This is a genomic window from Arthrobacter sp. TmtSoilC51, from assembly GCF_055388015.1.
This window is the reverse complement of record NZ_AP035877.1, coordinates 875,905-900,025: the sequence shown is the minus strand read 5'-3', so window position 1 is coordinate 900,025 and position 24,121 is coordinate 875,905. Positions and strand designations below refer to the sequence as shown.

Sequence of the window (24,121 nt, the reverse complement as noted above, 5' to 3'; positions counted from 1 at the left end):
CCCGTTGGAGACTTCACTCATCCGGGACGAATTGCCAGTCAGCAGGCTTGCTCACACCAACTACGAGATCCACATTTTCCGAGCCGTCGTTGGTGAGTCCGTGGGTAGTGCCGCGGGGGATGTAAATGCCATCCCCCGGTTTTGCCCGGTACGTAAGGTCGCCAAGATGGACAATCGGGGTCCCGCTGATGACAACATAAAACTCTGACGCGTCCGGGTGATGGTGGCACAGGTGGTGCTGACCGGGAAGGATCCGGCCCCAGCTGACGCACAAATCATCTGAACCGCTGAGGTCCCGGGAGATAAGCGTGCTGACCAGGCCTTGGTCGCGCTGCCCGTTCAGCCCTACCTTGTCCAGTGCAGTAAAGCCTTGCTCGTGTACGTTGTGCACGAGCCGATCGATGGTTACCGTCGCTGTTTCGCCGTCTCTTGTTCCCATCAGGCCGCCCCTTCGAAAGCAGCGCCGACCGGCGTGGCATTGGCCTCAACAGGCGGGTGCTCCATCCACCACCGTGCGATTTCCTCGCGCGTGGCGAACCAGACGCCCTCTTTGGCGAGCGCGTACTCCAGAAAACGGCGCACGCCGTAGGCAACGCTGGGCCGGCCGCCGATCCTCAAATGCAGCCCGACAGACATCATCTTGGGAACCGTTTCGCCCTCAATCAGCAGGCAGTCCAGTGAGTCCTTCAACACGTTGAAGAAGTCCTCCGCAGTGCCGAGGCTACCGTTGCCCCAAAAACGGGCATCGTTCGTGTCACCCGAATATGGCACCACCAGGTGATTGTGCGTGCCGGCCTTCACATAGTAGGGAAGATCGTCTGCATAGGAATTGGAATCGTAAAGAACGCCTTCCTCGGCCAGGATGGTTCGCGTGTTCTCGGTGATGCCCTCGCGGACATACCAGCCCACCGGCCGCACTCCGGACACGGCCTCGACGGCGGCCAACGACTTCCGGATTTCCTGCCGTTCTTCCTCGGGTTCCATACCCACGGTTCCGCGCCACTTGTAGCCGTGTGCGCAGATCTCATGACCGTCCCGGACAATAGCAACGGCCGCATCCGGATTCCTTTCAAGGGCAGCCCCGCAAGCCATGACGGTTGCTGGAACGTTGTACTCCCGCAACAGGCCCAGGTACCGCCAGATGCCAACGCGGCTGCCGTATTCGAAGAAGGACTCCTTCATGAGGCTGCGCCGCGTGGGATCAGCGGACCACCCGCCAAAGATCGAAACATCCTCGTCCCGCTCATCGCCGGCTTCGATCGAACTTTCAGCGCCTTCCTCGTAGTTCAGCACCAAGGAGACGGCAACCTTGGCGCCGTGGGGCCAGGTGACAATCGGGGGATTCTCCCCATATCCAATCAGGTCCCGCATTGACTCGCTCCTTGCTGTTCATGGTGACGGGAGTTCATTCAGACCCGCCGCCCTTCGTAAACCTTGCGGTGGGCAGCCAGTGATGTCTTGAGCATGCCCTGGACGTCGTCAATGACGTTTCCGTGGGCAGGCCCTATCAACCTGGCTGGGTAGTTTTCCAAGGATTCCTCGATGCTTCGGAACGCACTGCCGACATCAACGAATTTGGTCCAGTAGAGGGCACGGCCCGTGCCATACGCCGCCTGTTCCACGGACGGCGGTTCCGGCATCTCAGAGGAGAGCAAACGGCACTGCCCGGGCAGATGCACGGGTTCGTCGTCCTCATCCGGTCCCGGTATGTCGTGGATGTAGGAAAAGCCATCGGAAACGAACATGATCCCCGCACCGGAGTCGTAGCCCCAGAGAGTGTTTTCCAGGTCACGAATGTAAGCCGGAAGGAAATGGAACTCCCTGTCCCCCAGGTCAACCGACTCCCCAGCACGCTTGGCTTGCAGACGATCGGCATACTCGGGGAAATGAAGCCCATAGTCACGAACGTCGCCCACAACGACGGCCGACGGATAACGCTCCAGCAGAACCGGAAGATTGCCAGCATGCGGGATTTCCGGATGCGTTGGAAACACGTAATCAAGCGATCGGCTTCCAAGCGCATTCTCCAGTTCCGCCAGCACCGTATCCCTGTGCGCGGGATCTCCCGTGTCCACCAGGATCGAGGCTTCGGAGCCCACCACCAGGTATGACGAGACGTGGTAGTGGACTTCCTGTCCCTCGGCGTTGGCGGACAGGCAACCGCCCAGCCAATGCACACCTTCTGCGATGACGCGACCGTTGGCGGGCTCACCGCCTGAAACCTCGGCACTCACTGGATACCCACCTTCCTGATGGCCTCGGCCAGGGCGGCGGCCTCGGCAGCAGATTCGCCCACGCCAACGATTGGCTCGCCGTACCCGGGTCCGATTGCCTCAACCTCCCGCCGGAGAACTGTTTCTTCAACATCCCTTGCGATGCCGCGCGTATCAGCCCGGCCAAACCACTGGAATTTTTGCAGTCCCGCCGCGGCAGTGGAGCTGCCTGGGTAGCGATGGGTGAATGCGTCCGAGGTCAGGAGCACCTTGGAGACTGGATCGAAGATCCACAGTGTTGGCAGCAGCCGCATCAACGGCGATACGAACTCCAAGGTCAGGCCGTCCATAACCTCCACTTCACGCGATGTTCCAGGATTGACCATGATGCGCTGCGGTGAGGCAGCCATCCTCGGCACTGTAATTCCGCCGGTGTACCAGACCGATTCGACGTTGAACCGTGCTTCGATGGCCGGAAGGTTCAGGCAACACTCCATTTCCGTTCGTGTCAGCACCACAACGAGCGGTTCCCCCTGTTCCAGGAGTGAGTCCAACTGCCGGATGATGTCGGCCTCATGAAGCCGGATACCCGTATCCACCAGCACCGAGCCGTTGTCTCCCTTAATGAGGTAGCAATTGACAGGCTGGGTGGTCCGGGTGCCGGGAGGGCACCAACTGACGTTTTCATCCAGGACGATATCTGCTCCCAAACGATGAACACGGTCTCCAATGAGGCTGTGGGCGCCGGTGACCGCCGCCCGTTGGGCTGTGCGTGGATTCAACGGCTTCTCCTCTCTGTGGTTCTCGTCAGTCGAATCAGGAGCCGGCGCTGGCGCTGGCCGAATCCCACACCTCAATGGCCTGGTCCAGCGTGCAGACATCGTGGCGGGCCCTCATGACAGTCAGCGCAGCGTCGTGGACCACGGTGTCGTAGGCGCCCACGGCGTCCTCGATCAGGACTGCGTAGAAGTCGTTATGAACCGCGTCCCGCAGCGTTGCCTCGACGCAACCGCCCGTAGAGACGCCTACCAAAGCGACTGATTCGATGCCCTGGCTCCGTAGCAGGAGCGCCAATTCCGTGCCCACGAATGCGCTGGGGCGGCGCTTTGTGATGATGACTTCGCCGTCTTCGGGCATGCACTCGGCGCAAAATTCCGTGGCCGGATCACCCTTGAGGCTGAGCCTGCCAAGATCGATCGGCCGCCCGTTGGCAGCCGTGTACAAAGCCCGCAGCCAAGCGGCAGGCGAGCTGGCGCCGTCGGGAAGGTTTTCGACCCGAATGTGGAAGATCGGCACGCCGTTCTTCCGCGCAGACTCAATCGCCCTGCCGCAGCGCTTGGCGACGGCGGGCATCATGCTTAGGTCGTGGCCGGAATCGCCGATGGCGCCGCCGGCGTACACCGCTCCTTCCTGCATGTCGATAACGACAAGGGCCGTGGTGGCTGGGTCCAGTAACTCCTGCAGGGTGTCGCGGACCTGCTTTCCGCAGATTTCAATCATCGGAAGTCTTCCTTCTGTGAAGTGATGCCGGCCGGGTTTCGAGGGCGACCGGCCGGCATCACGCGTGGTTACTGGCGGCCTAGCGGCCGAGGGAATTGAAGTGGATCTGGCCATTGGTCAGTGGAACCGCACCCGAGAGGCCGTCCCTGGTGACCAGCACTCCCCTGGTTTCAACGAGCGACAGAATGGCTGCGCCCTCGTCCACCAGCCCGGCCATCTTCTTGAGAAGGGCATTGCGCTTGTCCGTTTCCTGGTCCGGTGTGGCCGCGAGTTCGCTGCGTGCCTTATCGAATTCGGGGTTGGACCACCCGGTGCTGTTGCTGGGAGCGCCCGTGCCGTAGAACGCGTAGCTGTAGAAGGCGGGATCGGCAATGACGATCGGCTCCGAGTACAGCACCGCCTGGTAGCGGCCGTCGATCAGCGCGGTGGAGAAGTCGGTGGAGCTGGCCACATTCTGCAGCTGGACGTCGATGCCGACTTCCTTGAGCATGGACTGGATCAGGACCGCCGACTTGGCGGCTACGGGCCCCGGACGCGTAACGCTGTAGCTAAGGGTCATCGGGAAACCACTGCCATATCCGGCCTCGTTGAGCAGCTTCTTGGCCTCGTCCTTGTTGAACTTGTAGATCGCAGAGTCATCGACATTGGGGAAGATCGAACCTGCGGGTTCACCGAAGCCAGCGTACGCACCCTTGATCAGCGCCTCGCGGTCGATGGCCATGGAGACTGCGTGCCGAACCTTGGGATCGGCAAGTGGACCGGTCTTCGTGTTGATCATCATAGTGTCGCGGGTCTGGCTCGGGCAGTTCAGGACTGTCACGCCAGGAGACTTTTCCAGTGACTTGTACTGGTCGTATTCAAAGCCATTGGCCACCTGGACTTCGCCGGTTTCCACCAGCTGGCTGCGGGTAGCGGTGCTCTGGACAGCCTTGACGGACACGCGCTTAACCGTGCCGCGAGTACCCTCCCACTGAGGATCCGCCGTCACCGTCAGGGAAGCGCCGGGAGTAAACTCTTCCAGCTTCCAGCCGCTGTAGTCGGCGAGGTTCTTGGAAAGCCAGGCGTTGGCGGTGGGGTCATCCGCCGTGGCATGCTTCTTTGCCTCGGTGCTGTCGTGGATGTAGAAGAGGTTGTTTTGCAATGATTCTTCTGTGTAGGAGGTAATTCCGGTGGTGTTCAGTTGCAAAGTGTGCTCGTCGATCACCTTGACCAGGTTGTCAACGTTGAAGCCGCTGCTCTTCAGCGTCCCCTTCATAACCGGCTGACGCTTCATGCCGATATCGAAGCTCCATCGGACGTCCTCGGCCGACAATGTGTTGCCAAACTGACTGGTGAGCTTGCGAAGAGTGACAATCACGCCCGTTCCGTCCGGGCTTGGTTTGGCGCTTTCGGCCAAGCGGCCGGACACCTCTGTGGACGGCGCTGGGCACGACTTGCCGTCATTTGTTCCAACTTTGTATTCGAGGAGTTGCGAGCCGAGCCCACTGAGCACTACGTGCGAGGCGCTGCCTCCCCAAGGCGCCGGCGTCAGGCTGTCAGGCAGTGCGCCCACAGCAACAACAACGCTTTCGATGGATTTGGTAGCTGTAGATTGTGGGGCTGGACCCCCGCAGGCAACAAGGGTTGTGGTGAGGGCTATTGCAGCGCCTCCGGTGAGCAAACGCAGACTTTTCATGAAGGTGGCTCCGTTTATTGGGGGAAAGCTACGGCTGTGCAGTCTCGTAGCGGTATGCCCGCTTGTGGCCGGCCCGGATGATGGGCTCCACGTCGCGGATGTTGCTAATGAAATTGCCGTGGGTTGGGGCCACGGATGTGACGCCGAGTTCATCAATAAGGTGAAGGACGCGGTCATATACTGCGTCTGCGTCGTTTGCGAAGCGTGCCCAATAGAGGGCACTTCCGGTGAAGAAGGCCGCGTTCTCGACGGCGATGGGAACCTGCAGTTCGCCGGTGGTCAAACCGCATTCGCCCGGGAGGTGTACCGGGTCTTCGTCGTCGAGTTCGGGCCGGTGCATGTAACAGAAGCCGTCGGCGGTGAAGAGCACGCCGGCTCCAGGCGCGAATCCCCATTGGGTGTTGGGCAAGTCCCGGATGAGGGCTTCCACCACCACAAACTCCTGCCCACCAAGATCCACTTTGTCCCCGGGCACCTTTGCGTGGAGATTCGGAACGATCTGAGGGTAAAACAAGTGGTAGTCGCGGGTGTCGCCCACCACCTGGATGTTCGGATACTTCTCCACGAGCCTTGGCAGGTTTCCGGTGTGCGGAAGCTCAGGGTGCGTGGGGAAGACGTAGGTCAGCTCGCGTCCATCCAGCAGCTCATCCAGAGTGCTTGAAATGATCGGCCAGCTGGACGGGTTACCGGTATCGACCAGGATGGACGAGTGTTCACCCTGGACCAGGTAGGTGGAGTTATGGCCGTGGATCACGCGGTCGGCCAGGTGGAACGGGAGGCAGGAACTCATCCACGTGACGCCCTTCGCGACGCTGCGTGGGAGGTCGCTGCTCATCGTTTCTACGAGTTGTTCTTCCATGATTCTCTCCTAAACCAACTGCGGGGTGAGCGCGTCGAGCATGAAACCGAGGTGCCGCCGTACGACGTCGCGTCCCTTGAGAACGCAGCCGCGGGAAGGTGCGATGATCTCTGGGTCCAAGGTGTCGAACTTGTCCTGGAGCCATTCCCTCAGGGGCTCACACGTAGAGCGCGGGATCCACTCGTACTTCGCATACAAGTGCCCGGCCACCTGTTCCACCGTGGTGGTGTCCTCCACTGTGGAGTCGATAATGCGCTGGCCGTCGGGCCGGTCCATCACGCCATGCGTGAAGGTATCCGAGGTGAACAGCGTGCCCGTTTCCTTGTCCCAGCCCCAGAAGGTGGGAAGGAGGCGCAGAAGGGGCGATTCCACCTGGAGCACGCGACCGGGTGCTATCTCGATCTCGGCAGCCCTGGCCAGGGAGTCACCCTCTTCGGTCCTGTGCGCGTCGATTTGGTGGCGCCTCCCCCGCAGTGCCATCCTGCTCAGGTCATCGAACGCGTCGAAGGGGTTGATCACCCCGCCAGTGAAGAGCCGCTCGATGTCGAATCGCCCGGCGATCGGTTCGAGGTTGGACACACAGTCCATCTCGCTTCGGGTGAAGAAGATGGATACTCCCCCGCCTTCACCAATGAGCTCCGCCAGGTCGTCAAGGATCTCCTCGCTGTGGACAGCCAAACCTGAATCAACCAGAAGGTTGGAGGTTCCTTCGGTCAAGAGGTAGGCGTTCGACGGCTGGAAGCCAGTTGCACCTTGCGGAACCCAGCTCACGCGGCCGTCGAGCGGGATGTTTCCGCCGAGGACCGTCAACTTGTCTGCATGCAATGAAGTGAACATATCTTCAATCTATTGAATCTGGAGGGTTTGTCAAGGACTTTCTTCGGGCTGCTAGCCCTACTGCACGGCAGGCTCTACAGCCGGCTCTGCGGCAGGACCCAGCTTCGAGGGACGCTTTACCCCACTGATGACGTTGTTGCGCGTCCTGGGATCCAGCAGCGTAATGAGGGTGTCCAACAGCACGTAGCCAAGGAGGCTCGTGGCACCCATGATCAGCACGAACCCCTGGATGACGGGTACATCGCCCTTAAGCACCCCGTCCAATGACCAGCCACCAACGCCTGGCCAGGAGAAGACACTTTCCACAATTGCCGCACCGCTCAATGCGGCCGCGAACAACAGCACCATGTAGGTCATCAAGGCTCCCCTCACGTCGCTGAGGGCGTAGCGGAATACCTGTAGCGGCCTCAATCCGCATGCCCTCGCAAATTCGATCTGCGGTGAGTTAAGCACTTGGAGTAGACCGGTCCTGACGGTCTTTCCAAAGGGAGCCGCAAAAAACAAGCCCATGGTAATGATCGGTAGCACTGCCCTGCTGAGGATGGACTGCATCGTCCCCCACTGCCCGGCGAGCATCGCATCCAGCGCCAGGGATCCCGTGACTTTAGGTGGAGGGATATCGGAGCTGGACAGCATGCCCAAGGGTGCGGGGGCCAGATGGAGTTGCTGATAGAAGATAAAGAGGAGAAGGAGCGCCAGGACAAACTCCGGCATGGCCATGAGGACAGAGACCCCTGCAGTGAATGCCTTGTCTGCTGCGCGGCCGTATCGGTACGCCGCAAGGGTGCCCATTCCCATTCCAATGAGCAGGGCCAGAATGAGCCCTGGCACAAGATAGACAAGCGTGTTGGGCAATCGCGTCCAGATCTCGCTGGAAACGGAGCTTCCCGTGAAGAACGAATTTCCCAGATCCCCGTTCAGCGTCCGGCCGATGTAATCGAAGTAGCGTTCCCAAAAAGGCTTGTCCAGACCAAGCTGGCTATTGATCCGGGCGATATCCGCTTCAGTCGCGTACTCGCCCAAAAGCGCCACAGCCGGATTACCGGGGAGCAGGGAAACCAAGCCAAAGCTCAGCGTAATGAGCCCCAACAGGAGCAAAAGCGCAATAACAATACGGGAGAGGATGTAGCGGATCATGCCATGGCCTCCTTGGCTCCTGGGGTGTACGGAATGGGAGGCATTGCCGCCGACATCAGGGCCTGGGTGTAAGGCTCCTGGGGATTGGAAAGAACGTCATCCGTGGAACCTGTTTCAACGAACCGTCCGCGGTGCATGACAGCCACGCTGGTACAAAAGTGACGGACTGTGTCGATGTCGTGGGAAACGAAGACGTAGGTCAGCCCCCTGGCCACCTGGAGCTTGGCCAGCATGCGCAGGATGGATGCCCGGATCGTCAGGTCCAGCGAGGACGTCGGTTCATCCAGGACCACCAGCGTCGGGTCAGTCACGAGGCAGCGGGCGATGCCCACGCGTTGCTGTTGCCCACCACTGAGGTTTGCGGGACGCCTGCCCAGGAAGTCCGGCGACAACCCCACCTCTTCGAGCGTTTCCGTGACGCGGCGCAGACGTTCAGCCCGGGAGCCATATGTCTTCGCAACGATCAGCGGCTCTTCGACGATCTGGCGGATCGTCAAACGCGGGTTCAGCGACGCGAAAGGCTCCTGGAACACAATCTGCCAGCGCCGGCGTCGTTTCCGCAGCTGTGCTTTCGACAAGTCCCGGATGTCCTCGCCTTCCAGGAGGATCGTGCCCGAATCAGCTTCAATGAGCCTGAGAATCAGGCGGCCCAGCGTGGACTTGCCGGAACCACTCTCCCCAATGATTCCCAAGGTTTCGCCCCGTTCCACGGCAAGTGAGACTCCGTCCACCGCAGTGACGAGTTGCCCCTGGGGGCTTCGGAACGTTTTCCTGACATCCTTCAGTTCGATGATGGGCATGGTTAGGCGCTCCTGGATGGAGAGAGAACGGTGGGATTCGTTTTGTCGGAAGTCTTGGGCTGCATACCGGCAGGCGTCTCGGCTTCCGGCTCTACCTTGCGGGGCACAGCGGCTTTCGGCTGCACCACGGAGTCGAGCAAGGACACGGTGTAGGGATCCTTTGGGCGGACAAAAACCTCGGACACGGGCCCATGTTCAACAATCCGGCCGCGGTACATCACCAGGACGCGATCGCAGTAGTTGGCCACCACTCCAAGGTCATGGGTGACGATCAACATCGACCGGCCACTCCCCTTCGTCAACCGGGTGAGCGTGTCCAGTACCTGGCGCTGCACGGTGAGGTCCAGGGCCGTGGTCGGTTCATCCGCAATAACCAACCGTGGGTTGAGGTACAGCGCCATGGCGATGACGACGCGCTGTGCCATTCCGCCGCTGAGTTCGTGCGCATAGCCACGCATTACACGTTCGGGTTGGTTGACACCGGAGGAGGCCAATAAGTCGAGCGCCCGGCCACGTAATTCGGCGTCCGCCCTAAGCCCGTGCGCTTTGGCGATGTTGGCGAACTGCTTCTCGATGCGGACCACCGGGTTCAATGCGCTGAAGGGGTTCTGCGCCACGAAGCCGATCTCTTTGCCACGGATATGGCGGATTTGCCGCTCCGGCAAACGGATCAGATCCTGGCCGTGGAATTCGGCAGTACCTTCCATGACACGCCCGGGAGGCATCAGCAGCTTGATCACCGAGCGCACCACAGTGGACTTCCCCGATCCCGACTCGCCCACGATGCCCACGACTTCGTTGGCGCCGACATCGAAGGAGATACCGTGCAGGGCCCGCGTTACACCTCCGCGGGAGTGGAACTCGGTGACGAGGTCCTGTACGTGAAGTCCTGTCATCATCGTGCCCTTTCCACTCGCTCGATCTTGGTTTCGATTCCCCCGGCGATCACGTTCAGGGAACCAATCGCCAGGAGCATGGCAAGCGTGGGAAAGGCAGCAGCCCACCATTCCCCACGAATCAGCATGCTGACGCCGTCGTTGATCATTGCCCCCCACGTAGGTGTAGGAGGCTTCACGCCTACGCCAAGGAAGTTCAGTGCAGCAATGGTTCCGAGCGCATTGGCTGCGGTAAGCGTTGCTTGCACCAAAACCACGCCGTAAGCGTTGCGGAAGACGTGGTTGAAGGCGATGCGGATGGGTGAACAACCAATCGCCGCCGCAGCCTCCACGTAGCGCGCGGAGCGAAGTGCCAGGGCCGCAGCGCGGGAAAGGCGCACAAACCTGGGCGCGGCCACGATGGCGATCGCAAGGACCACGTCCGTTGCCCCACCACCCATCAGCTTGATGGAGACTACAGCGATCACGATGATCGGAAGCGCTGCAAATGCGTCAATGACCCGCATGATGGCATCGCCGAGCTTGCCGCTTGTTGCGAACAGGCCCAAAGGGACGCCAACCACCAGCGAGAGTGCAGTGGCGGCGAGGGCAACGGGAAGGTCCAGCTTCGCGGCCTCGATGGTACGGGAGAAAATGTCCATCCCGTTTCCATCAGTTCCGAACCAATGGGTCCCGTTGGGTGCAATACCGATTGCGTCGGTATCCGGACGCAGCGGGTCATGCGGCAGCGGAGCCACCATGGCCATGAGCGGCAATCCCACAATGATGGTCACCGCGACGGCGACCATGATCGTGCTGGACCTGTTCATCAAGAGGCTCTGGCCTCGGCGGGCCCACCCGGTGACGCGGAGGCCGGGCGAGGTACGCGGAAGGCCTTGAATGCTCATGGAGCCTCCTCACGAAGTCCGCGGGTGTTTGAGAGGGAGTAGTTGCGTGCGCTGGCGTTGAGCCCACTCGCAATGTATTGAAGATCGTCCTGACTGCGGACCGGTGGCTGGTACATGTTCAGCTCCTGTTCGGACCTTGACGGGCGAGGGCCTCATATCAAAGTCTCATCACTTTATTGAATTTGACTGTAGCGCCAAGTGTGACGAATTGCACTCTTTTTTGGAAAAATCGCCGGATTGGCGCAGATGGAGAGCTGCAGCGCGGATTCTGCCACGACCGCCGCTCTGCGGCCACTTGAACACGGTAAAGCGGCCACGGGACAACTCTGGACCATTGACACCACTGCCAACTAACTTCAATATAGTGAGCAAGTGCCGCTTGAGATGAAGCTGGCTGCTGTCGACGCCGCCAGCACGGATAAAAGAGGAAACGGAACCCACCATGGACGATTTTCAAGAAGCAGCATCCGCAGTTGACACCCGCCAGCCACCTCCGGGCCAGCCAGTGAAGTACCTCCTGCACGACGGTGAGCTGGTGGACTATGCCGATGCCCGCCTCCATGTGCTGAGCACATCCCTGAAGTATGGCGTCGGAGTATTTGAGGGCTTCCGCGCGTATTGGAGCGAGGACGATCAGCAGCTGTACGCCTTCAGGGTGGCCGACCATATGAAACGACTGATCGATTCCATGCGGGTGGTGGAAATTGACGGCCCACAGGACATCAATCAACTCGGCGATCAGCTGCTTGGACTCATCCGCGCCAACAACCTGCGGGGCAATCTGCACATGCGGGCGCAGGTATTCGTTGACTCCAAAGATGGCAAACCTGAGGACACAGGTCCCTCCACCGTCTTTATGGCAGCAATTCCCATGGGCAATTACTTCGGCGCCACCGGCCTGGATGTGCAGATCAGCAGCTGGGCCCGCCTCTCTGATCGGTCCATGCCGCCCAGGGTCAAGTCAATTGCCAATTACCAGAACGGGAGGCTGGCCCTGTTGGAAGCCAAGCGAAACGGCTATGACGCGGCGCTGCTTCTTACCGAAAGTGGACATGTGGCTGAAGGCGCCGGTTACAACGTCTTCATGGTCCGCCAAGGGAGGCTGTGCACTCCTCCCGTCACCGACAGCATCCTTGAGGGAATCACGCGGGACAGCGTCCTGCACCTCGCCCGGACGGAACTGGGCCTCGACGTCGACGTCCGGCCCATCGACCGCACCGAACTGTACTCAGCTGACGAAGTGTTTGTCTGCGGCAGTGCCGCCGAGGTAAACCACGTTGCCTCGGTTGACCGCACCACTATCGGCAACGGAACAGCCGGGGACCTCACCCGCAGCCTCCAGGACCTCTACAGGCGGGCCGTGATCGGACAGGTCGCCCAAGACCAGAACTGGGCCATTCCCGTCTACCCGTCCTGAATGGAGGCACCAATGAACGAAACACAGACGCTGCAAGAAGTGCCGCGCGTCGGATTTGGCAACGCCTCACTATCCTTCGAGTCCGGAGCCAAACCAGAACTTACCGTCGATCAGGGCGAGCATTTCTGGCTGGATGCGCGCAGCCTGCTCACCGGAGGCCTCTTCGAGGAGACCGGGGAGTACGAGAAACTGTCCATCCCCGTCACCGGTCCGATCGCCGTCCGGGGAGTGAACGCGGGTGATGTCCTGCGAATAGACATCCACGAGATCAGGATTGACCATCGCGGCGCGATGGTCACCCTGCCAGGAAGGGGCGGCTTCACCGACGGCTTGGGCCGGGCCGGTCACGTGGTGGAAATCGTGGACGGGCATGTTGTGTTTGACGAGGACACCGCCATTCCTGTCCGTCCAATGGTTGGAAAAATCGGAGTGGCGCCTGTGGGCGTCGGTCCGAACTCAAGCACGGTGGGAATCCACGGCGGCAATATGGACTGCAAGGACGTAACTGCAGGTTCCGCCGTCGTAATCCCTGTCCAAGTAGCCGAGGCAATGTTGTACGCCGGTGACCTGCACGCGGCGCAGGGTGATGGCGAGTGCTCACTGACCGCAGTGGAGGTCGAAGGCAGCGTGCGGCTCTCCTGCACAGTTGTTCCACGGTCCACAATTCCAGTTGCAGAGGGCGCCGGCATTCAGCGGCCAGTGGTCCTCAGCGGCGGTTCGGTCATCATCATCGGCGACGGCGACACCCTGGATGAGGCGGCAAGGCTCGCCTTGGACGACATGCTGGAACTGCTCCAAGCCGACAGGCAATGGACGCGCGAGAAGACCGCGATGCTGCTGAGCGCAGCCGCGGACGTATCCGTTTCACAACTGGTCAACGCCCGGGTATCGGCCAAGGTCACTCTGGCGTCCCGCTATTTCAACACTGAACCGTTTTCCTTGGAAACTACCGACACTACGAATGCGCAGGTCTGACGATGTTTGATCTCCTCCTGACCAATGGATTGGTCGTCACGCCCTCAGGCGCCGAACGCCTTGACATCGGAATAGCCCAGGGCAAGATCGTGTCCTTGCGCGCCACCGGACTTGGCACGCCCGATGAAGCCCGGCGCGTCGTGGACCTCAAGGGTCAACTGGTGGTGCCCGGCGGCGTCGATCCTCATGTACACACCAACTCGGTCCTTCCCACCGCCGCGGAGAGCGGCATCATGTGCTTCGGCCCCGACCGCGTGAGTGAGGGCGCCATATATGGCGGCACAACCACGCTGGTGGACTTCGCCCACTGGAAGCCCGGCGACGAATTATCTGAGTCGTTCGCCCGGAAGTCCGCCGAGTGGGCCGGCTCCACCTACACCGATTACGCGTTGCATGGGACGTTCAAGGAGCCTGAAATCCCCTTCGAGGTCCTGGAGCAGATCCCCGACGCAGTGGCTGGGGGCCACGGCAGTTACAAGGTGTGGATGACGAATACCACGCCGACGCGGCCCAAACAGAAAACTGATCTGGGCAACATGTGGGGGCTGATGGAACAGACGGCAGCTGCCGGAGCAATGCTCGCCGTGCACGCCGAGGACGATGACATCGTTATGTACTCGTACAAGAAGTTGCAGCGCGAAGGCAAGACCGGCATCGAGTACATGCACCATGCCCACAACAACTTGTCCGAGAAGCTCTCCTTCCAGCGCGCCATCACGCTGGCCCACCATGTTGGGGCTCCCATCTATTTGATGCACGTCAGCGCACGCGAGGGTGTAGATGCAATCCGCGAGGCCCGCGGACGCGGCCAGGCGGTTTATGGAGAAATCCTTCCCCACTACGCGTATTTCACCGCCGACGATTACCGGCAGAAGAACGGCGCCATCTACCACACCTATCCATCGTTGAAGTCTGAGACAGACCGGGATTCGATGTGGGAGTCGCTGCTGGAGGGCTCGCTCAGCACGCTTGCTACTGACGGAGTCTGCACAGACCTTGACGTCAAGACGCGTGGAAAGACAATTATGGACGCAACCGGCGGTCACGCTGGCGTGGAGATGCGCATGGCGGTGGCCTACACCGAGGGCGTCTCAAAGCGTGGACTGGACCTGACGCGTTTCGTTGACATCACCAGTGCCAATGCCGCGAAGATCCTCGGCCTCTACCCACAGAAGGGCGTCATCGCCATTGGCAGCGACGCGGACCTGGCAGTTCTGGACACAAGCGTGGACCGCCGGATCACCGCCTCGGACCTCCACGAGGCGGACTACACGCCGTGGGAGGGCTACCGCGTAGCGGCGTGGCCAAGCATGACAGTACTGCGCGGGACCGTCATGGTGGAAGACCGGAAGTTGCTGACTGGCCCGGGTGGCTCGCTGCTCAAGCAGCGGGTGTCCAGCGACGTACTCAACCGGCCGGCCTGCTGACCCAGAACGCGAGGATAGGCTGAAGCCCTGCCCGTTGGCCTTGGAACGGGCAGGGCTCCGGCCCGCCTACGACACCAGTGCGCGATACTTTGCGCGTCGCTGCTGGAGCCCGGGGGCACCCCGCCGGGCAAGGCCTTGGAGCTCGACGGCGATCACGTCACCGATGCGGCGGCAGAAGTCAACGGGTTCTTCCGCCGCATCGGGATTCTCCTCCACCACCACGTCCACCACTCCGCTGGCTGCGAGCGCGGCGGCCGCGATGCCCTGGCTCTCCGCGAGTGCCGGTGCGTGCAAAACGCTCCGGTGCACAATGGCGCTGGCACCCTCCGGCGGCAGCGGTGCGAGCCAGGCGTTCCGGGCGGCGATGGTCCGGTCGGCGGGCAGCAGTGCCAGTGCCCCTCCCCCGGTACCTTGGCCCATCATGACCGATAACGTTGGCGTTCCGAGGCCCAGCAGGTCATAGAGGGACCGGGCGATTTCGGTGGCCAGCCCACCCTCTTCGGCTTCCTTCGAGAGCGCCGCGCCGGGGGTGTCGATCACTGTGACAAGCGGGAGCCGCAGTTCCTTGGCCAGGCGCATCCCGCGTCGGGCGTCCCGCAGCGAGGCCGGCCCCATGGCGATCGGGCTGCCTTCAGTAGGAGAAGAACGTTGATGCCCCACCACCACGCAGGACGTGGCGCCGAACCGCGCGAGCGCCACGAGCATGCCCAGGTCCTTGGAGCCATCGCCCGCGCCGCGCAGCAGCACCACGCTGCTTGCGGCTTCCTTCAAGAGCTCCACTGTGGAGGGTCGCAACGGATCCCTCGAGCGCTGCACGGACTGCCAGGCGCCTGCGTCCGCTGGGCGGGATCCGGAAAGATCCGCGGACGGCGGCCGCGACTCCATAGCCTCGCGCGCGAGGGCCGGCCGCAGCAGGTCCAGCACACGCCCGAAGTAATCCCCCAGAGCTTCCGGAGGTACCACGGCATCCACCAGGCCATGATCGAAAAGGTTTTCCGCGGTCTGCACGCCGGAGGGGAACGCTTCGCCCTGCAAAGCCTCGAAAACCCTCGGGCCCAGGAATCCCAAGAGGGCACCCGGCTCGGCCGCGGTGACGTGCCCCAACGAACCCCACGACGCCATGACACCCCCGGTGGTCGGATGCCTCAGGTACACCAGATACGGCAAGCCAGCTGATCGATGCGCCTGGACGGCGGCCACAATTTCCACCATGGTCAGGAACGCACTGGTCCCCTCTTGCATACGAGTTCCGCCCGACGCCGGCATGGCCACGAGCGGGAGGCCCAGGTCCGTGGCACGTTCGACGGCGGCTACGAGCCTTTGTGCCGCGTCCCGCCCGATCGAGCCGGCCAGGAAGGCGAAATCGGACGCGACTATCACCACGCGGTGATTGCGTATTCGGCCTTCCCCCGTGAGGACGGACTCATCGCTGCCGGACTTCTCGCGCGCCGCTTCCAGGTCGGCAGCGTAGCCAGCGGTCACAGCGCCAGCTGCACCCGGAGAACCCGCCGCGCCACTAGCCGGACGATCCCACGAAACGAACGTCCCGGCGTCGAGCATGGTTTCCAGCAGTTCACGGACTGCAAGCCGACGGCGGGTGGCAGTTGACGCCATTCAGCCCACTCCCCCGGCGGCCAGCCATTCGCGGATGCCATCGCCGTGCTGGTTGAGCAGTGGCGGCGCGGTGTGGGCGCTGCGAGTGGACTCCGTACCGTCAATGTTGTCGAAGAAGCGCAGCGGCGGCCCCGGCAAAGTGACGGGCCCCAGAACGGGGTGATCGACGTCCACAAGCAGTCCTTGCGAGGCAAGCTGCGGCCACTCGAAGACTTCCTTGAGGGTCCGCACTTTCCCGGCGGGAATGCCGGCGTCGCTGAGCTTGGCGAGGAGCGGCTCGGCGTCGTAATCGGCGAAGGCGGCCTCCACGATGTCGATGACGCGGGAGCGGTTCCGGACCCGTTCCGCATTGCTTGCAAGACCCGGTTCAGAGGCGTCGATTCCAAAGGCCACAGCAAACGCGGCCCACAGTTTCTCGCTCCCGACGCTGATCTGGACGCTGCCACCCCTGCATCGGAAGAGCCCGTACGGCGCAATGGACGGGTGATGATTTCCCTGAGCCTGCGGGGCTTCACCGGCGACCGTGACCTTGGTGCCTTGGAAGGCATGAACACCCACAAGGGAGGCAAGCAGGGAAGTCCGCACGACTTGCCCCCGGCCCGTATGTTCCCGTTCCAGCAAAGCAGCCACCACGCCATACGCGCCGTACATCCCGGACAGGAGATCGGCGATCGGCACACCCACCCGCTGCGGATCATTGGGACCGGAACCCGTGAGGGACATGAGCCCGGCTTCGCCCTGCAGGATCTGGTCATAGCCGCTTCGGTGTGATTCCGGACCGTCGTGCCCGAACCCGGTAATGGACAGGATCACCAGGCGCGGGTTGATGAGGTGCATAGCGTCGGTGCTGAAGCCGAGCCGTTCCAGGACACCGGGCCGGAAGTTTTCCACTACGACGTCGGCGCGCTCCAGCAGTTGGCGGAGGACGGTGCGGCCATCGTCGCTCTTGAGGTCCAGCGTGAGGGATTCCTTATTGCGGTTGCAGGAAAGGAAGTACGTAGCTTGCGGATCGTCCTCGGGACCCACGAACGGTGGACCCCACCCGCGGGTATCGTCTCCCGTGACGGGGTTTTCAATTTTGATGACCCGCGCTCCAAGATCGCCCATCATCATGGCGGCGTGCGGGCCGGCAAGCGCCCGACTGAGGTCCACCACGAGCCTGCCTGTGAGCGGACCTTGGGTTCCTTGCAGAGACGGGCTTATCGATGGCGGTACCTCTGTAGAGCTTTGTGGTTGGGTTAGAGAATCGGTCAGAGCTGAAGTCATGGGAATGTCCTTGAATATGTCAGTTGCCCAGCCGGGACATCAGCACGGCGACGGCGGCCGAGACGCCTCCGGCCAGGGAGCCTTCCAGCTCGGGGGCGAAGAATGGCGAGTGGTTCACGGGGATGGGCCCGGGACCGTCGTGCCCGGCTGCAGGAGTACCGCCGAACATCCAGAACACGGACGGCATACCGATCGCTGTTCCCAGGTGTCCGAAGTCTTCGCTGCCCATCATCGGCGGAGTGATTTCCACCGATTCAGCCCCCAACCCGGCGCGCAGTGCCTCGATCACTGCAGGAACGGCGTCGGGATCGTTGAAGCACTGCGGGAAGCGGTACATCTCCTCGATCACAGGCTTCGGGGCGCCGGAGGCGGCAGCCTCGGCGTCGATAATGCGGCGGACGGCCGCAAGGACCTGTCCGCGGACGTCCTCGTTGAAAGTGCGGATGTTCAGGGTGAATTCCGCGGAAGCCGGAATGATGTTCTCCTTGAGGCCCGCGTGGAACGTCCCCACGGTCACGACGGCGGACTTCCGGGGGTCCAGCTCACGGGACACGATCCCTTGCAACCGGGTGACCATGTGCGCGGCCATAACGATGGGGTCGATGGAATCCTGCGGCTGCGAGCCGTGTGATTGCTGTCCGTGGACGGTAACCTTCAGCGAATCTGCCATGGCTGCCACAGGGCCGCTGGAAATGGAGACCGTACCAACAGGGCGCGGCATGACGTGCTGGCCAAAGACCACTTCAGGACGTGGCGCTCTGTCCCACAGTCCGTCTTCGAGCATGGCGAGCGCACCGGCCGCGGTCTCCTCGCCCGGCTGGAAGATCAGCACCAACGTTCCGGACCAGGCGTCGAGGTTTCCGGCCAAGACCTCAGCGGCGCCCAGAAGGCTGGCCACGTGGGTATCGTGGCCGCAACCGTGCATCACCGGCACCGTTGAGCCGTCAGGCAGCGTTCCAGTATCCGTACTGGAGTATTCCAGGCCCGTTGCTTCCTCGATGGGCAAGCCATCGGTATCCGCGCGGAAGGCCACCACGGGACCCTCACCGTTCCGAAGGATGCCCACCACGCCCGTACCTCCGCAACGGAAATGCTCAATGCCGAGGCCGTCCAACTGTTCCTCGATGAGCGTGGCGGTGGCGAACTCCTGCATGGAAAGCTCCGGGTGGGCGTGCAGGTGCCGGTACAGGGTGTGAAGCTTGGTTGTCTGTTCGCTGTCGAGCTGAAGTGCGGTAGCTGTTTGGGTCATGGTCCTGTTTTCCTTGTTTGTCAGTCGGGAGTTGCTTCGGGCCTGGCCGCTACTCGATGTGGATCGGCTTGGCCTCCATGACCTGCTTTCCGCGGAAGAACCAAGCCAGCAAGATCGTGCCCAGCACTGCGATGGCCGTGGACACCATGGCGAGCGAAGGCACCAACGGCAGGACCACGAACACCACGACTGCCGAGACCAGCAGCGCGAACACCGTGGTGCGTGGCTGCTTCATGGACACGATGGCCTGGACCAGGACGGCCCCCAGGACGGTGGGCAGCACGTACAACCGGGTCACGAGCAGTACAGACGGCGGAATGACGCTGATCAGCCAGCTGCCCAGCAGCCCGACGAAGATCGCGAGGGAGATCAGGTGGACTGCGGCGGCACCGCAGATAGCGACGACGGCGGCAAGCTCCGCGCGCTTGCTGCCCGGCTTTGCGCCGATGTTGGTTTGGGCGATCAAGGCCGCCGGCAGGAGCTTGTTGGAGATGTTGCCGATCATGAAGGCCTGGTACATGGCGGCCGGCCCGAGGATCGGGAAGTACGTGAGCGGCTCAACGATCCAGATGATGCCGAAGGTTGCGGCGACGGCAGCGAAGGCGATCCAGAGTTGGGCAGGGCCGATGTCGAGGCCGCTGGCAAAGACCAGATACAGGGGCCCGGCGGTGGAGATCAGTAATCCACCGATCATGGTGATCTGTCCCCAGCGGGACGTGGTGCGGTTGAAGTCCGCCATGGCGGTATTGGTGGTGGTGGCAGGAGCGGAGGTAATGGAAGACATGAGGGGTGTTCCTTTCGTGCTCAAAGGTCAGGGGCTGCAGGCCGGAGTTGGGTCAGGCGCCGACGGCCGGACCGACGGCGAGGTAGGCAGCGCCCAAGCCGATGACGATTGAGAATCCCAGTCCCCATTCGCGCAGCCAGCTCTTGCCGAGCTTCTTGGCCAGCAGCAGGCAAATACCCATGACCGCCGCCGAGACGACGAAGGACAGGACGTGGACCCCGGATTTCGGCAGCTCGGTGAGTCCCAGGCAGGAGAACGCGCCGATCAGGGCGGCTGCCGGGACGATCGCCATGGCCGCCGGGTTCACGGATCGGATCTTGGCGTCGCCCTTGCGGAGCAGCGGGGTCAAGATCAGGGTGGCAAGCATCCACATCGCGCCGCCGATGCTCATGGCGAAGAACGCGACCGCGAAGACGCTCTGCGTATAGCTGGCATCGCCGAGTTTTGCTCCCATTGAACCTGCGGCGATGCCAGCTGCGGATACGTCGTAGGCGGCCGAGCCGATCAGGCCAATCCTGGACAGGACAGCCGGCGCACCAAAGAGTCCCAACAGGGCAATGGCTACGAGTGAAACGGCGAGTGAAGGTCCGATCGCCGAAACGGCTCCGGAGCGGAACGACGTCTTGATGTCCTGTGCGCTCATGTCCACTGAGGGAGCTGCGCGGCGGGCCGCCTTCATAAAAATGAGGGACTGGATGATGATGACGCCGAAGACGCCGGCAACGCAGATCCACAGGACTGGGTTGTTCGCGATGGACAGGATGTCGGTTGAGCCGTTCGCGGCGAACGGTTGGAGTGCGAGGGATTGAAGTGCCAGGGGTTGATACATGGGGAACCTCCGGTTGGTGCCCGGCGCCAGTCCGCGGTCGACGTCCTTGTCCGGTACGTACTGCGCTAAGGGCAAATCCTTCCCCAACGACCAGATCGGCCAGTGGGTTAGCAACACCTTCCACTATGAGCCGGATCACACGCAATAGCTGACGGAATCAGCCACTGGATTGGCCGAAATAGTCAAACAGGACTCCTTACAAGCACAGACTTCCGCGGCCTGATGTGACGGGGCACACTTTCAGGCAGAGAACACCCAGCAAAGGAGCACCATGCCTGACACCATTGGCGAGCTGTCCGCCGTCGAACTCACCGCGGCCATCCGGGAGAAGAAGGTCTCGGCACGCGAGGCCCTGGCCGCGCATCTGGAGCGGATCGCCCAGGTAAACCCAATCATCAACGCCGTGGTCACCCTCGACCCGGAAGGTGCGCAGGACCTGGCGCACCGCGCCGACCAGCTCACCGCATCCGGTGCGGAACTCCCGCCCCTCCACGGCCTGCCCATGACGCACAAGGACACCAACAACACCGCCGGGATGCGCACCACCCAGGGGTCGCTTGCGTTGCGCGACTTCATTCCCGACGCCGACGACCTGATCGTTGCACGCTTGAAAGCGGCCGGGGTGGTCAGCACCGGAAAATCCAATGTTCCCGAGTTCGGAGCGGGTTCACACACCTTCAACGAGCTCTTCGGCACCACCACCAACCCCTACGCGCCCACCCTGAGCGCGGGCGGGAGCAGCGGTGGGGTTGCCGCCGTCGTCGCGTCCCGCGTCCAGAGCATCGGCGACGGCAGCGACATGGGCGGCTCGCTTCGCATCCCGGCCTCCTTCTGCAACGTGGTCGGCTTCCGGCCGTCGACGGCGGTCATCCCCATGCCATCCGACGTCAACGCCTATGCGTGGCTGGGGCGGACCGGGCCCATGGCCAGGAGCGTTGAGGACATCGCCTTGTTCATGTCCGTCACAGCCGGCAAAGACCCTCGCGTTCCACATCCGGCAGGTCTTGATCCGCAGGTATTCCGGGCCGGACTGGAGACCGACATGCGCGGGGTGCGCATTGGCTGGTCACGGGACTTCGGCATTGGGGTACCCGTGGAGCCCGAGATCCTGGAGCACCTAGAGCGGCAGCTGGCAGTCTTCGAGAGCCTTGGAGCGGTGGTGGAAGAGGCCGCGCCGGATTTCAGCGAGGCGGACCTGGTCTTCGGCAACACGCGGGCCATGGACTTCGCCGCCGGCCTCGGGCCGATCCTGGAACGCGCCGGGGACCTCATCAAGCCCGAAGTTCATTGGAATGTGAACAAGGGCCTGGGTTTGACCGCCCGGGATCTCATCGAGACCGCGGCGGCCCGGACCCGGCTTGAAAAGAGCGTGCAGGAGTTCTTCGGGCGCTACGACCTCTTCGCCAGCCCCTGCGCCCAAGTCCTGCCTTTCGACGCAACGCTGCGGTACCCCTTGGACGTAGCCGGCACGGCCTCCGAAACCTACTTGGACTGGATGCGCTCCGCTTGCCTATTGTCCGCCACGGGGTTGCCCGTGCTCAGCATGCCCGCCGGATTCAGCTCCGCCGGCCTGCCCATCGGCCTCCAGCTCGCCAGCAACCACTACACGGACATGCAGCTTCTCCGGTGGGGCCGCGCCTTCGAGCAGCAGACCGGATACGCCGCCGTCGCTCCAGTCATTGCGGCCGGGGCCGACACGCCAGCGGGCGCAGCAACGCTTACGACGACGGCCGCATGAGCCGTCCGCCGCGCTTCCGGGCGTCGAGCAGGATGGAGACGTCGACGCCTGCAGCGTACTGCGCCCAATCCGAGCCCGTGATGAAGCGGTAGAGGGAGGACATGTCGCCCACGGTCACATCCGCAACGAGCTGGTAGTCGCCTGCGATCGCGGCTGCGTAGCGAACCACCGGAAGCTCCGCCAGGCCTTTGCCGAGCTGCTCAACGTGTTGCGGCGAAGCGCGGATCCAGAGCAACGCCTCTACGGCCAGTCCAAAGGACGCGGGTTCAACGACCGCTCGGAGTTGGACCTGGTTGTTGGCCAGGAGCCATTCGCTGCGGCGCCTGGCAGTAGCCTCGGAGACGCCGACCCGCCGCCCGAGTGCCTCGAAACTCATTCGGCCATCCGCACACAACGCGTCCACCAGTTCAGTGTCCTGGCGGTTCAGTTCCCGCCGGGGCTCCAGGATGCCTGAGTCGGACGTCAAACTCGAGCGAAGCGCTTCAGCCCTGTCCGCGGTCAGGATCTCGGGCCGCCAGCCCCGGATGGTCCGGAAGTAGCGCAATACGGGGTAGCTGGTGGAGTCGCGCAGCCCGATGGTTGAGGGCAACTCATCGGAGAGGACATCGCCCATGTGGTTTGGTTCGGTGAGGATTTCGGCAACGCAATCGCCGGTGCCCGTGGTGGTGTAGACGAACGTGGTGTCGGTGCGCTGCGCGAGTGCTTGTGCAGCGGCACGCACTGTTCCCGGAGTGCAGCGCATCTCCACGAGGACTGCAGTCGGCCTGGGGCGTATCCCCACCACGGCGACGGCCCCGGATTCCAAGAGTTGGGATCCCCGGCGGGCCACTGTCCGCTCAGCTTCACCTAGCACAGCGGCCATCTTGCGCCAAGGACAGCGCGGATCCAGTTGGAGGGCAGCGACAATCTGCCGTTCCAATGCGTCAAACACCACCATGCGAACTCCGTCCGTTGCGTCGCTCAATTTCACCACGGACTTCGGGGTGCTGCGCCCCGGTGACGAGTACCGCCGTCGTGCGTTAACTGCAGGTGCCCGGCCCCAACTGGGGGACAGACAACGTCGCTCTGAGCCGTCAGAAGTCCGTTATCTGTCCCCCGGTTGGGCCGGGCACCCGGGCCGGGCTTCGGGTTTAGGCGAAGTCGGATACCGCCGGGTCCGGACCGATACGGCCTTCGGCGCCGCGGTCGAGGGCGTTGATGGCCTCGATGTCGGCCGCGTCCAGCGTGACGTTCAGCGCCGCGAAGTTCTCCTGGATGCGGGACTCGGTCACAGACTTGGGGATCACGACGTTGCCGATAGCAAGGTGCCAGGCAATGACAACCTGCGCTGGGGTGGCACCATGCTTGGCGGCAATCTCGGCCACCGTGGTGTTCTCAAGCAGCTCGCCGCCCTGTCCCAGCGGGGACCAGGCCTGGGTCAGAATTCCCTTGGACGCGTTGAACTCGCGCAAGTCAGCCTGGTTAAAGAACGGGTGCAGCTCCACCTGGTTGATGGCCGGGACAACGCCGGTCTCATCGATGATGCGCTGCAGGCCTTCCTTGGTGAAGTTGGAAACACCGATCGACTTGACCCGGCCGCGTTTCTTCAGCTCGATCAGGGCCTTCCAGGTGTCCACGAACTTGTCCTGCTGGGGCTGCTGCCAGTGGATCAGGTAGAGGTCCAAGGTCTCCAGGCCGAGTCGGTCCATGGAAGCCTCGAAAGCTTCAAGCGTGGTTTCATAGCCTTGGTCGGCGTTCCACAGCTTGGTGGTGATGAAGATTTCTTCGGCAGAAAGGCCCGAGGAAGCAATTGCGCGGCCTACGCCGGACTCATTCCCGTAAATCTTTGCGGTGTCGATGTGGCGGAATCCGGCTTCGAACGCCTGGCGCACAACTTTTTCGGCTACATCGTCTTCAACTTGCCACACCCCGTAGCCGAGCTGGGGAATGGTGTTGCCGTCGTTAAAAGTAAGTGTTGGTGACGAAGTCATGAGTGCCATCCTGCCAGCACTGAGTTGCCTGAGGCACCAAATATTACA

At 62.4% G+C, this 24,121-nt stretch carries 23 protein-coding genes; 4 read left to right on the top strand and 19 right to left on the bottom strand.

The window, feature by feature from the left end; all coding sequences use genetic code 11:
• Positions 1–13: 13 nt before the first annotated feature.
• The 12 genes from ACZ5G6_RS04295 to ACZ5G6_RS04240 form a co-directional block, all read right to left on the bottom strand.
• Complete coding sequence (locus ACZ5G6_RS04295; protein ID WP_223935903.1) at positions 14–439, bottom strand: cupin domain-containing protein; 426 nt, start codon at positions 437–439, stop codon at positions 14–16.
• Complete coding sequence (locus tag ACZ5G6_RS04290; RefSeq protein ID WP_223935902.1) at positions 439–1,371, bottom strand: polysaccharide deacetylase family protein; 933 nt, start codon at positions 1,369–1,371, stop codon at positions 439–441. Before ACZ5G6_RS04290 ends, ACZ5G6_RS04295 begins: the two co-directional genes overlap by 1 nt.
• A 38-nt stretch (positions 1,372–1,409) precedes the next feature.
• On the bottom strand, positions 1,410–2,234 hold the full coding sequence (locus ACZ5G6_RS04285) for an MBL fold metallo-hydrolase (protein WP_223935901.1): 825 nt from the start codon (positions 2,232–2,234) through the stop codon (positions 1,410–1,412).
• Entirely contained in the window at positions 2,231–2,995 is a 765-nt protein-coding gene (locus ACZ5G6_RS04280) for an MBL fold metallo-hydrolase (protein ID WP_498689625.1), read from the bottom strand. The genes ACZ5G6_RS04285 and ACZ5G6_RS04280 overlap by 4 nt, the downstream gene beginning before the upstream one ends.
• Positions 2,996–3,029: 34 nt before the next feature.
• Positions 3,030–3,713, bottom strand: a complete 684-nt coding sequence (locus ACZ5G6_RS04275; protein ID WP_498689623.1) for a cysteine hydrolase family protein — start codon at positions 3,711–3,713, stop codon at positions 3,030–3,032.
• Between the two features lie 79 nt (positions 3,714–3,792).
• Positions 3,793–5,388, bottom strand: a complete 1,596-nt coding sequence (locus ACZ5G6_RS04270) for an ABC transporter substrate-binding protein (protein ID WP_223935898.1) — start codon at positions 5,386–5,388, stop codon at positions 3,793–3,795.
• Positions 5,389–5,416: 28 nt separating this feature from the next.
• Positions 5,417–6,247 (bottom strand): MBL fold metallo-hydrolase, encoded by an 831-nt coding sequence (locus ACZ5G6_RS04265; RefSeq protein WP_223935897.1) that lies wholly within the window; start codon positions 6,245–6,247, stop codon positions 5,417–5,419.
• 9 nt (positions 6,248–6,256) lie between these two features.
• Positions 6,257–7,084, bottom strand: coding sequence for an MBL fold metallo-hydrolase (locus tag ACZ5G6_RS04260; RefSeq protein WP_223935896.1), 828 nt, complete (start codon positions 7,082–7,084; stop codon positions 6,257–6,259).
• Between the two features lie 57 nt (positions 7,085–7,141).
• Positions 7,142–8,221 carry an ABC transporter permease gene (locus ACZ5G6_RS04255; protein WP_498689621.1) on the bottom strand — a complete coding sequence of 360 codons (1,080 nt, stop codon included), beginning with the start codon at positions 8,219–8,221 and terminating at the stop codon, positions 7,142–7,144.
• Complete coding sequence (locus tag ACZ5G6_RS04250; protein WP_223935894.1) at positions 8,218–9,021, bottom strand: ABC transporter ATP-binding protein; 804 nt, start codon at positions 9,019–9,021, stop codon at positions 8,218–8,220. The genes ACZ5G6_RS04255 and ACZ5G6_RS04250 overlap by 4 nt, the downstream gene beginning before the upstream one ends.
• 2 nt (positions 9,022–9,023) lie before the next feature.
• A complete protein-coding gene (locus tag ACZ5G6_RS04245; protein WP_223935893.1) occupies positions 9,024–9,920 on the bottom strand; it encodes an ABC transporter ATP-binding protein in 897 nt (298 codons plus the stop codon).
• Positions 9,917–10,804 (bottom strand): ABC transporter permease, encoded by an 888-nt coding sequence (locus ACZ5G6_RS04240; protein ID WP_223935892.1) that lies wholly within the window; start codon positions 10,802–10,804, stop codon positions 9,917–9,919. The genes ACZ5G6_RS04245 and ACZ5G6_RS04240 overlap by 4 nt, the downstream gene beginning before the upstream one ends.
• Before the next feature lie 442 nt (positions 10,805–11,246).
• Between ACZ5G6_RS04240 and ACZ5G6_RS04235 the strand changes: the two genes are divergently transcribed.
• From ACZ5G6_RS04235 to ACZ5G6_RS04225, 3 genes are read left to right on the top strand one after another with little or no spacing between them, the layout of a single operon-like run.
• Positions 11,247–12,221 (top strand): branched-chain amino acid transaminase, encoded by a 975-nt coding sequence (locus ACZ5G6_RS04235; protein WP_498689619.1) that lies wholly within the window; start codon positions 11,247–11,249, stop codon positions 12,219–12,221.
• 12 nt (positions 12,222–12,233) lie between these two features.
• Positions 12,234–13,196 carry an acetamidase/formamidase family protein gene (locus tag ACZ5G6_RS04230; protein WP_498689617.1) on the top strand — a complete coding sequence of 321 codons (963 nt, stop codon included), beginning with the start codon at positions 12,234–12,236 and terminating at the stop codon, positions 13,194–13,196.
• Between the two features lie 2 nt (positions 13,197–13,198).
• A complete protein-coding gene (locus ACZ5G6_RS04225) occupies positions 13,199–14,623 on the top strand; it encodes an amidohydrolase family protein (RefSeq protein WP_223935889.1) in 1,425 nt (474 codons plus the stop codon).
• Between the two features lie 66 nt (positions 14,624–14,689).
• Here ACZ5G6_RS04225 and ACZ5G6_RS04220 read toward each other — a convergent pair whose 3' ends face one another.
• From ACZ5G6_RS04220 to ACZ5G6_RS04200, 5 genes are read right to left on the bottom strand one after another with little or no spacing between them, the layout of a single operon-like run.
• On the bottom strand, positions 14,690–16,237 hold the full coding sequence (locus ACZ5G6_RS04220; RefSeq protein WP_498689614.1) for a carboxyl transferase domain-containing protein: 1,548 nt from the start codon (positions 16,235–16,237) through the stop codon (positions 14,690–14,692).
• Positions 16,238–17,503, bottom strand: coding sequence for a CaiB/BaiF CoA transferase family protein (locus ACZ5G6_RS04215; RefSeq protein ID WP_498689613.1), 1,266 nt, complete (start codon positions 17,501–17,503; stop codon positions 16,238–16,240).
• A gap of 19 nt (positions 17,504–17,522) precedes the next feature.
• Positions 17,523–18,752 carry an amidohydrolase gene (locus ACZ5G6_RS04210; RefSeq protein ID WP_498689612.1) on the bottom strand — a complete coding sequence of 410 codons (1,230 nt, stop codon included), beginning with the start codon at positions 18,750–18,752 and terminating at the stop codon, positions 17,523–17,525.
• A gap of 49 nt (positions 18,753–18,801) precedes the next feature.
• A complete protein-coding gene (locus ACZ5G6_RS04205) occupies positions 18,802–19,536 on the bottom strand; it encodes a hypothetical protein (RefSeq protein ID WP_498689611.1) in 735 nt (244 codons plus the stop codon).
• A gap of 52 nt (positions 19,537–19,588) precedes the next feature.
• The gene (locus ACZ5G6_RS04200; RefSeq protein ID WP_498691746.1) at positions 19,589–20,365 is read right to left on the bottom strand and encodes a DUF5058 family protein; all 777 of its coding nucleotides are present in this window, start codon (positions 20,363–20,365) and stop codon (positions 19,589–19,591) included.
• Positions 20,366–20,636: 271 nt separating this feature from the next.
• Between ACZ5G6_RS04200 and ACZ5G6_RS04195 the strand changes: the two genes are divergently transcribed.
• Positions 20,637–22,103 carry an amidase gene (locus ACZ5G6_RS04195; RefSeq protein ID WP_498689609.1) on the top strand — a complete coding sequence of 489 codons (1,467 nt, stop codon included), beginning with the start codon at positions 20,637–20,639 and terminating at the stop codon, positions 22,101–22,103.
• Here ACZ5G6_RS04195 and ACZ5G6_RS04190 read toward each other — a convergent pair.
• Positions 22,084–23,040 (bottom strand): AsnC family transcriptional regulator, encoded by a 957-nt coding sequence (locus ACZ5G6_RS04190; protein ID WP_498691744.1) that lies wholly within the window; start codon positions 23,038–23,040, stop codon positions 22,084–22,086. The two genes, ACZ5G6_RS04195 and ACZ5G6_RS04190, sit on opposite strands and share 20 nt — an antisense overlap.
• Positions 23,041–23,233: 193 nt before the next feature.
• Positions 23,234–24,073 (bottom strand): aldo/keto reductase, encoded by an 840-nt coding sequence (locus ACZ5G6_RS04185; protein ID WP_223935882.1) that lies wholly within the window; start codon positions 24,071–24,073, stop codon positions 23,234–23,236.
• Positions 24,074–24,121 lie beyond the last annotated feature (48 nt).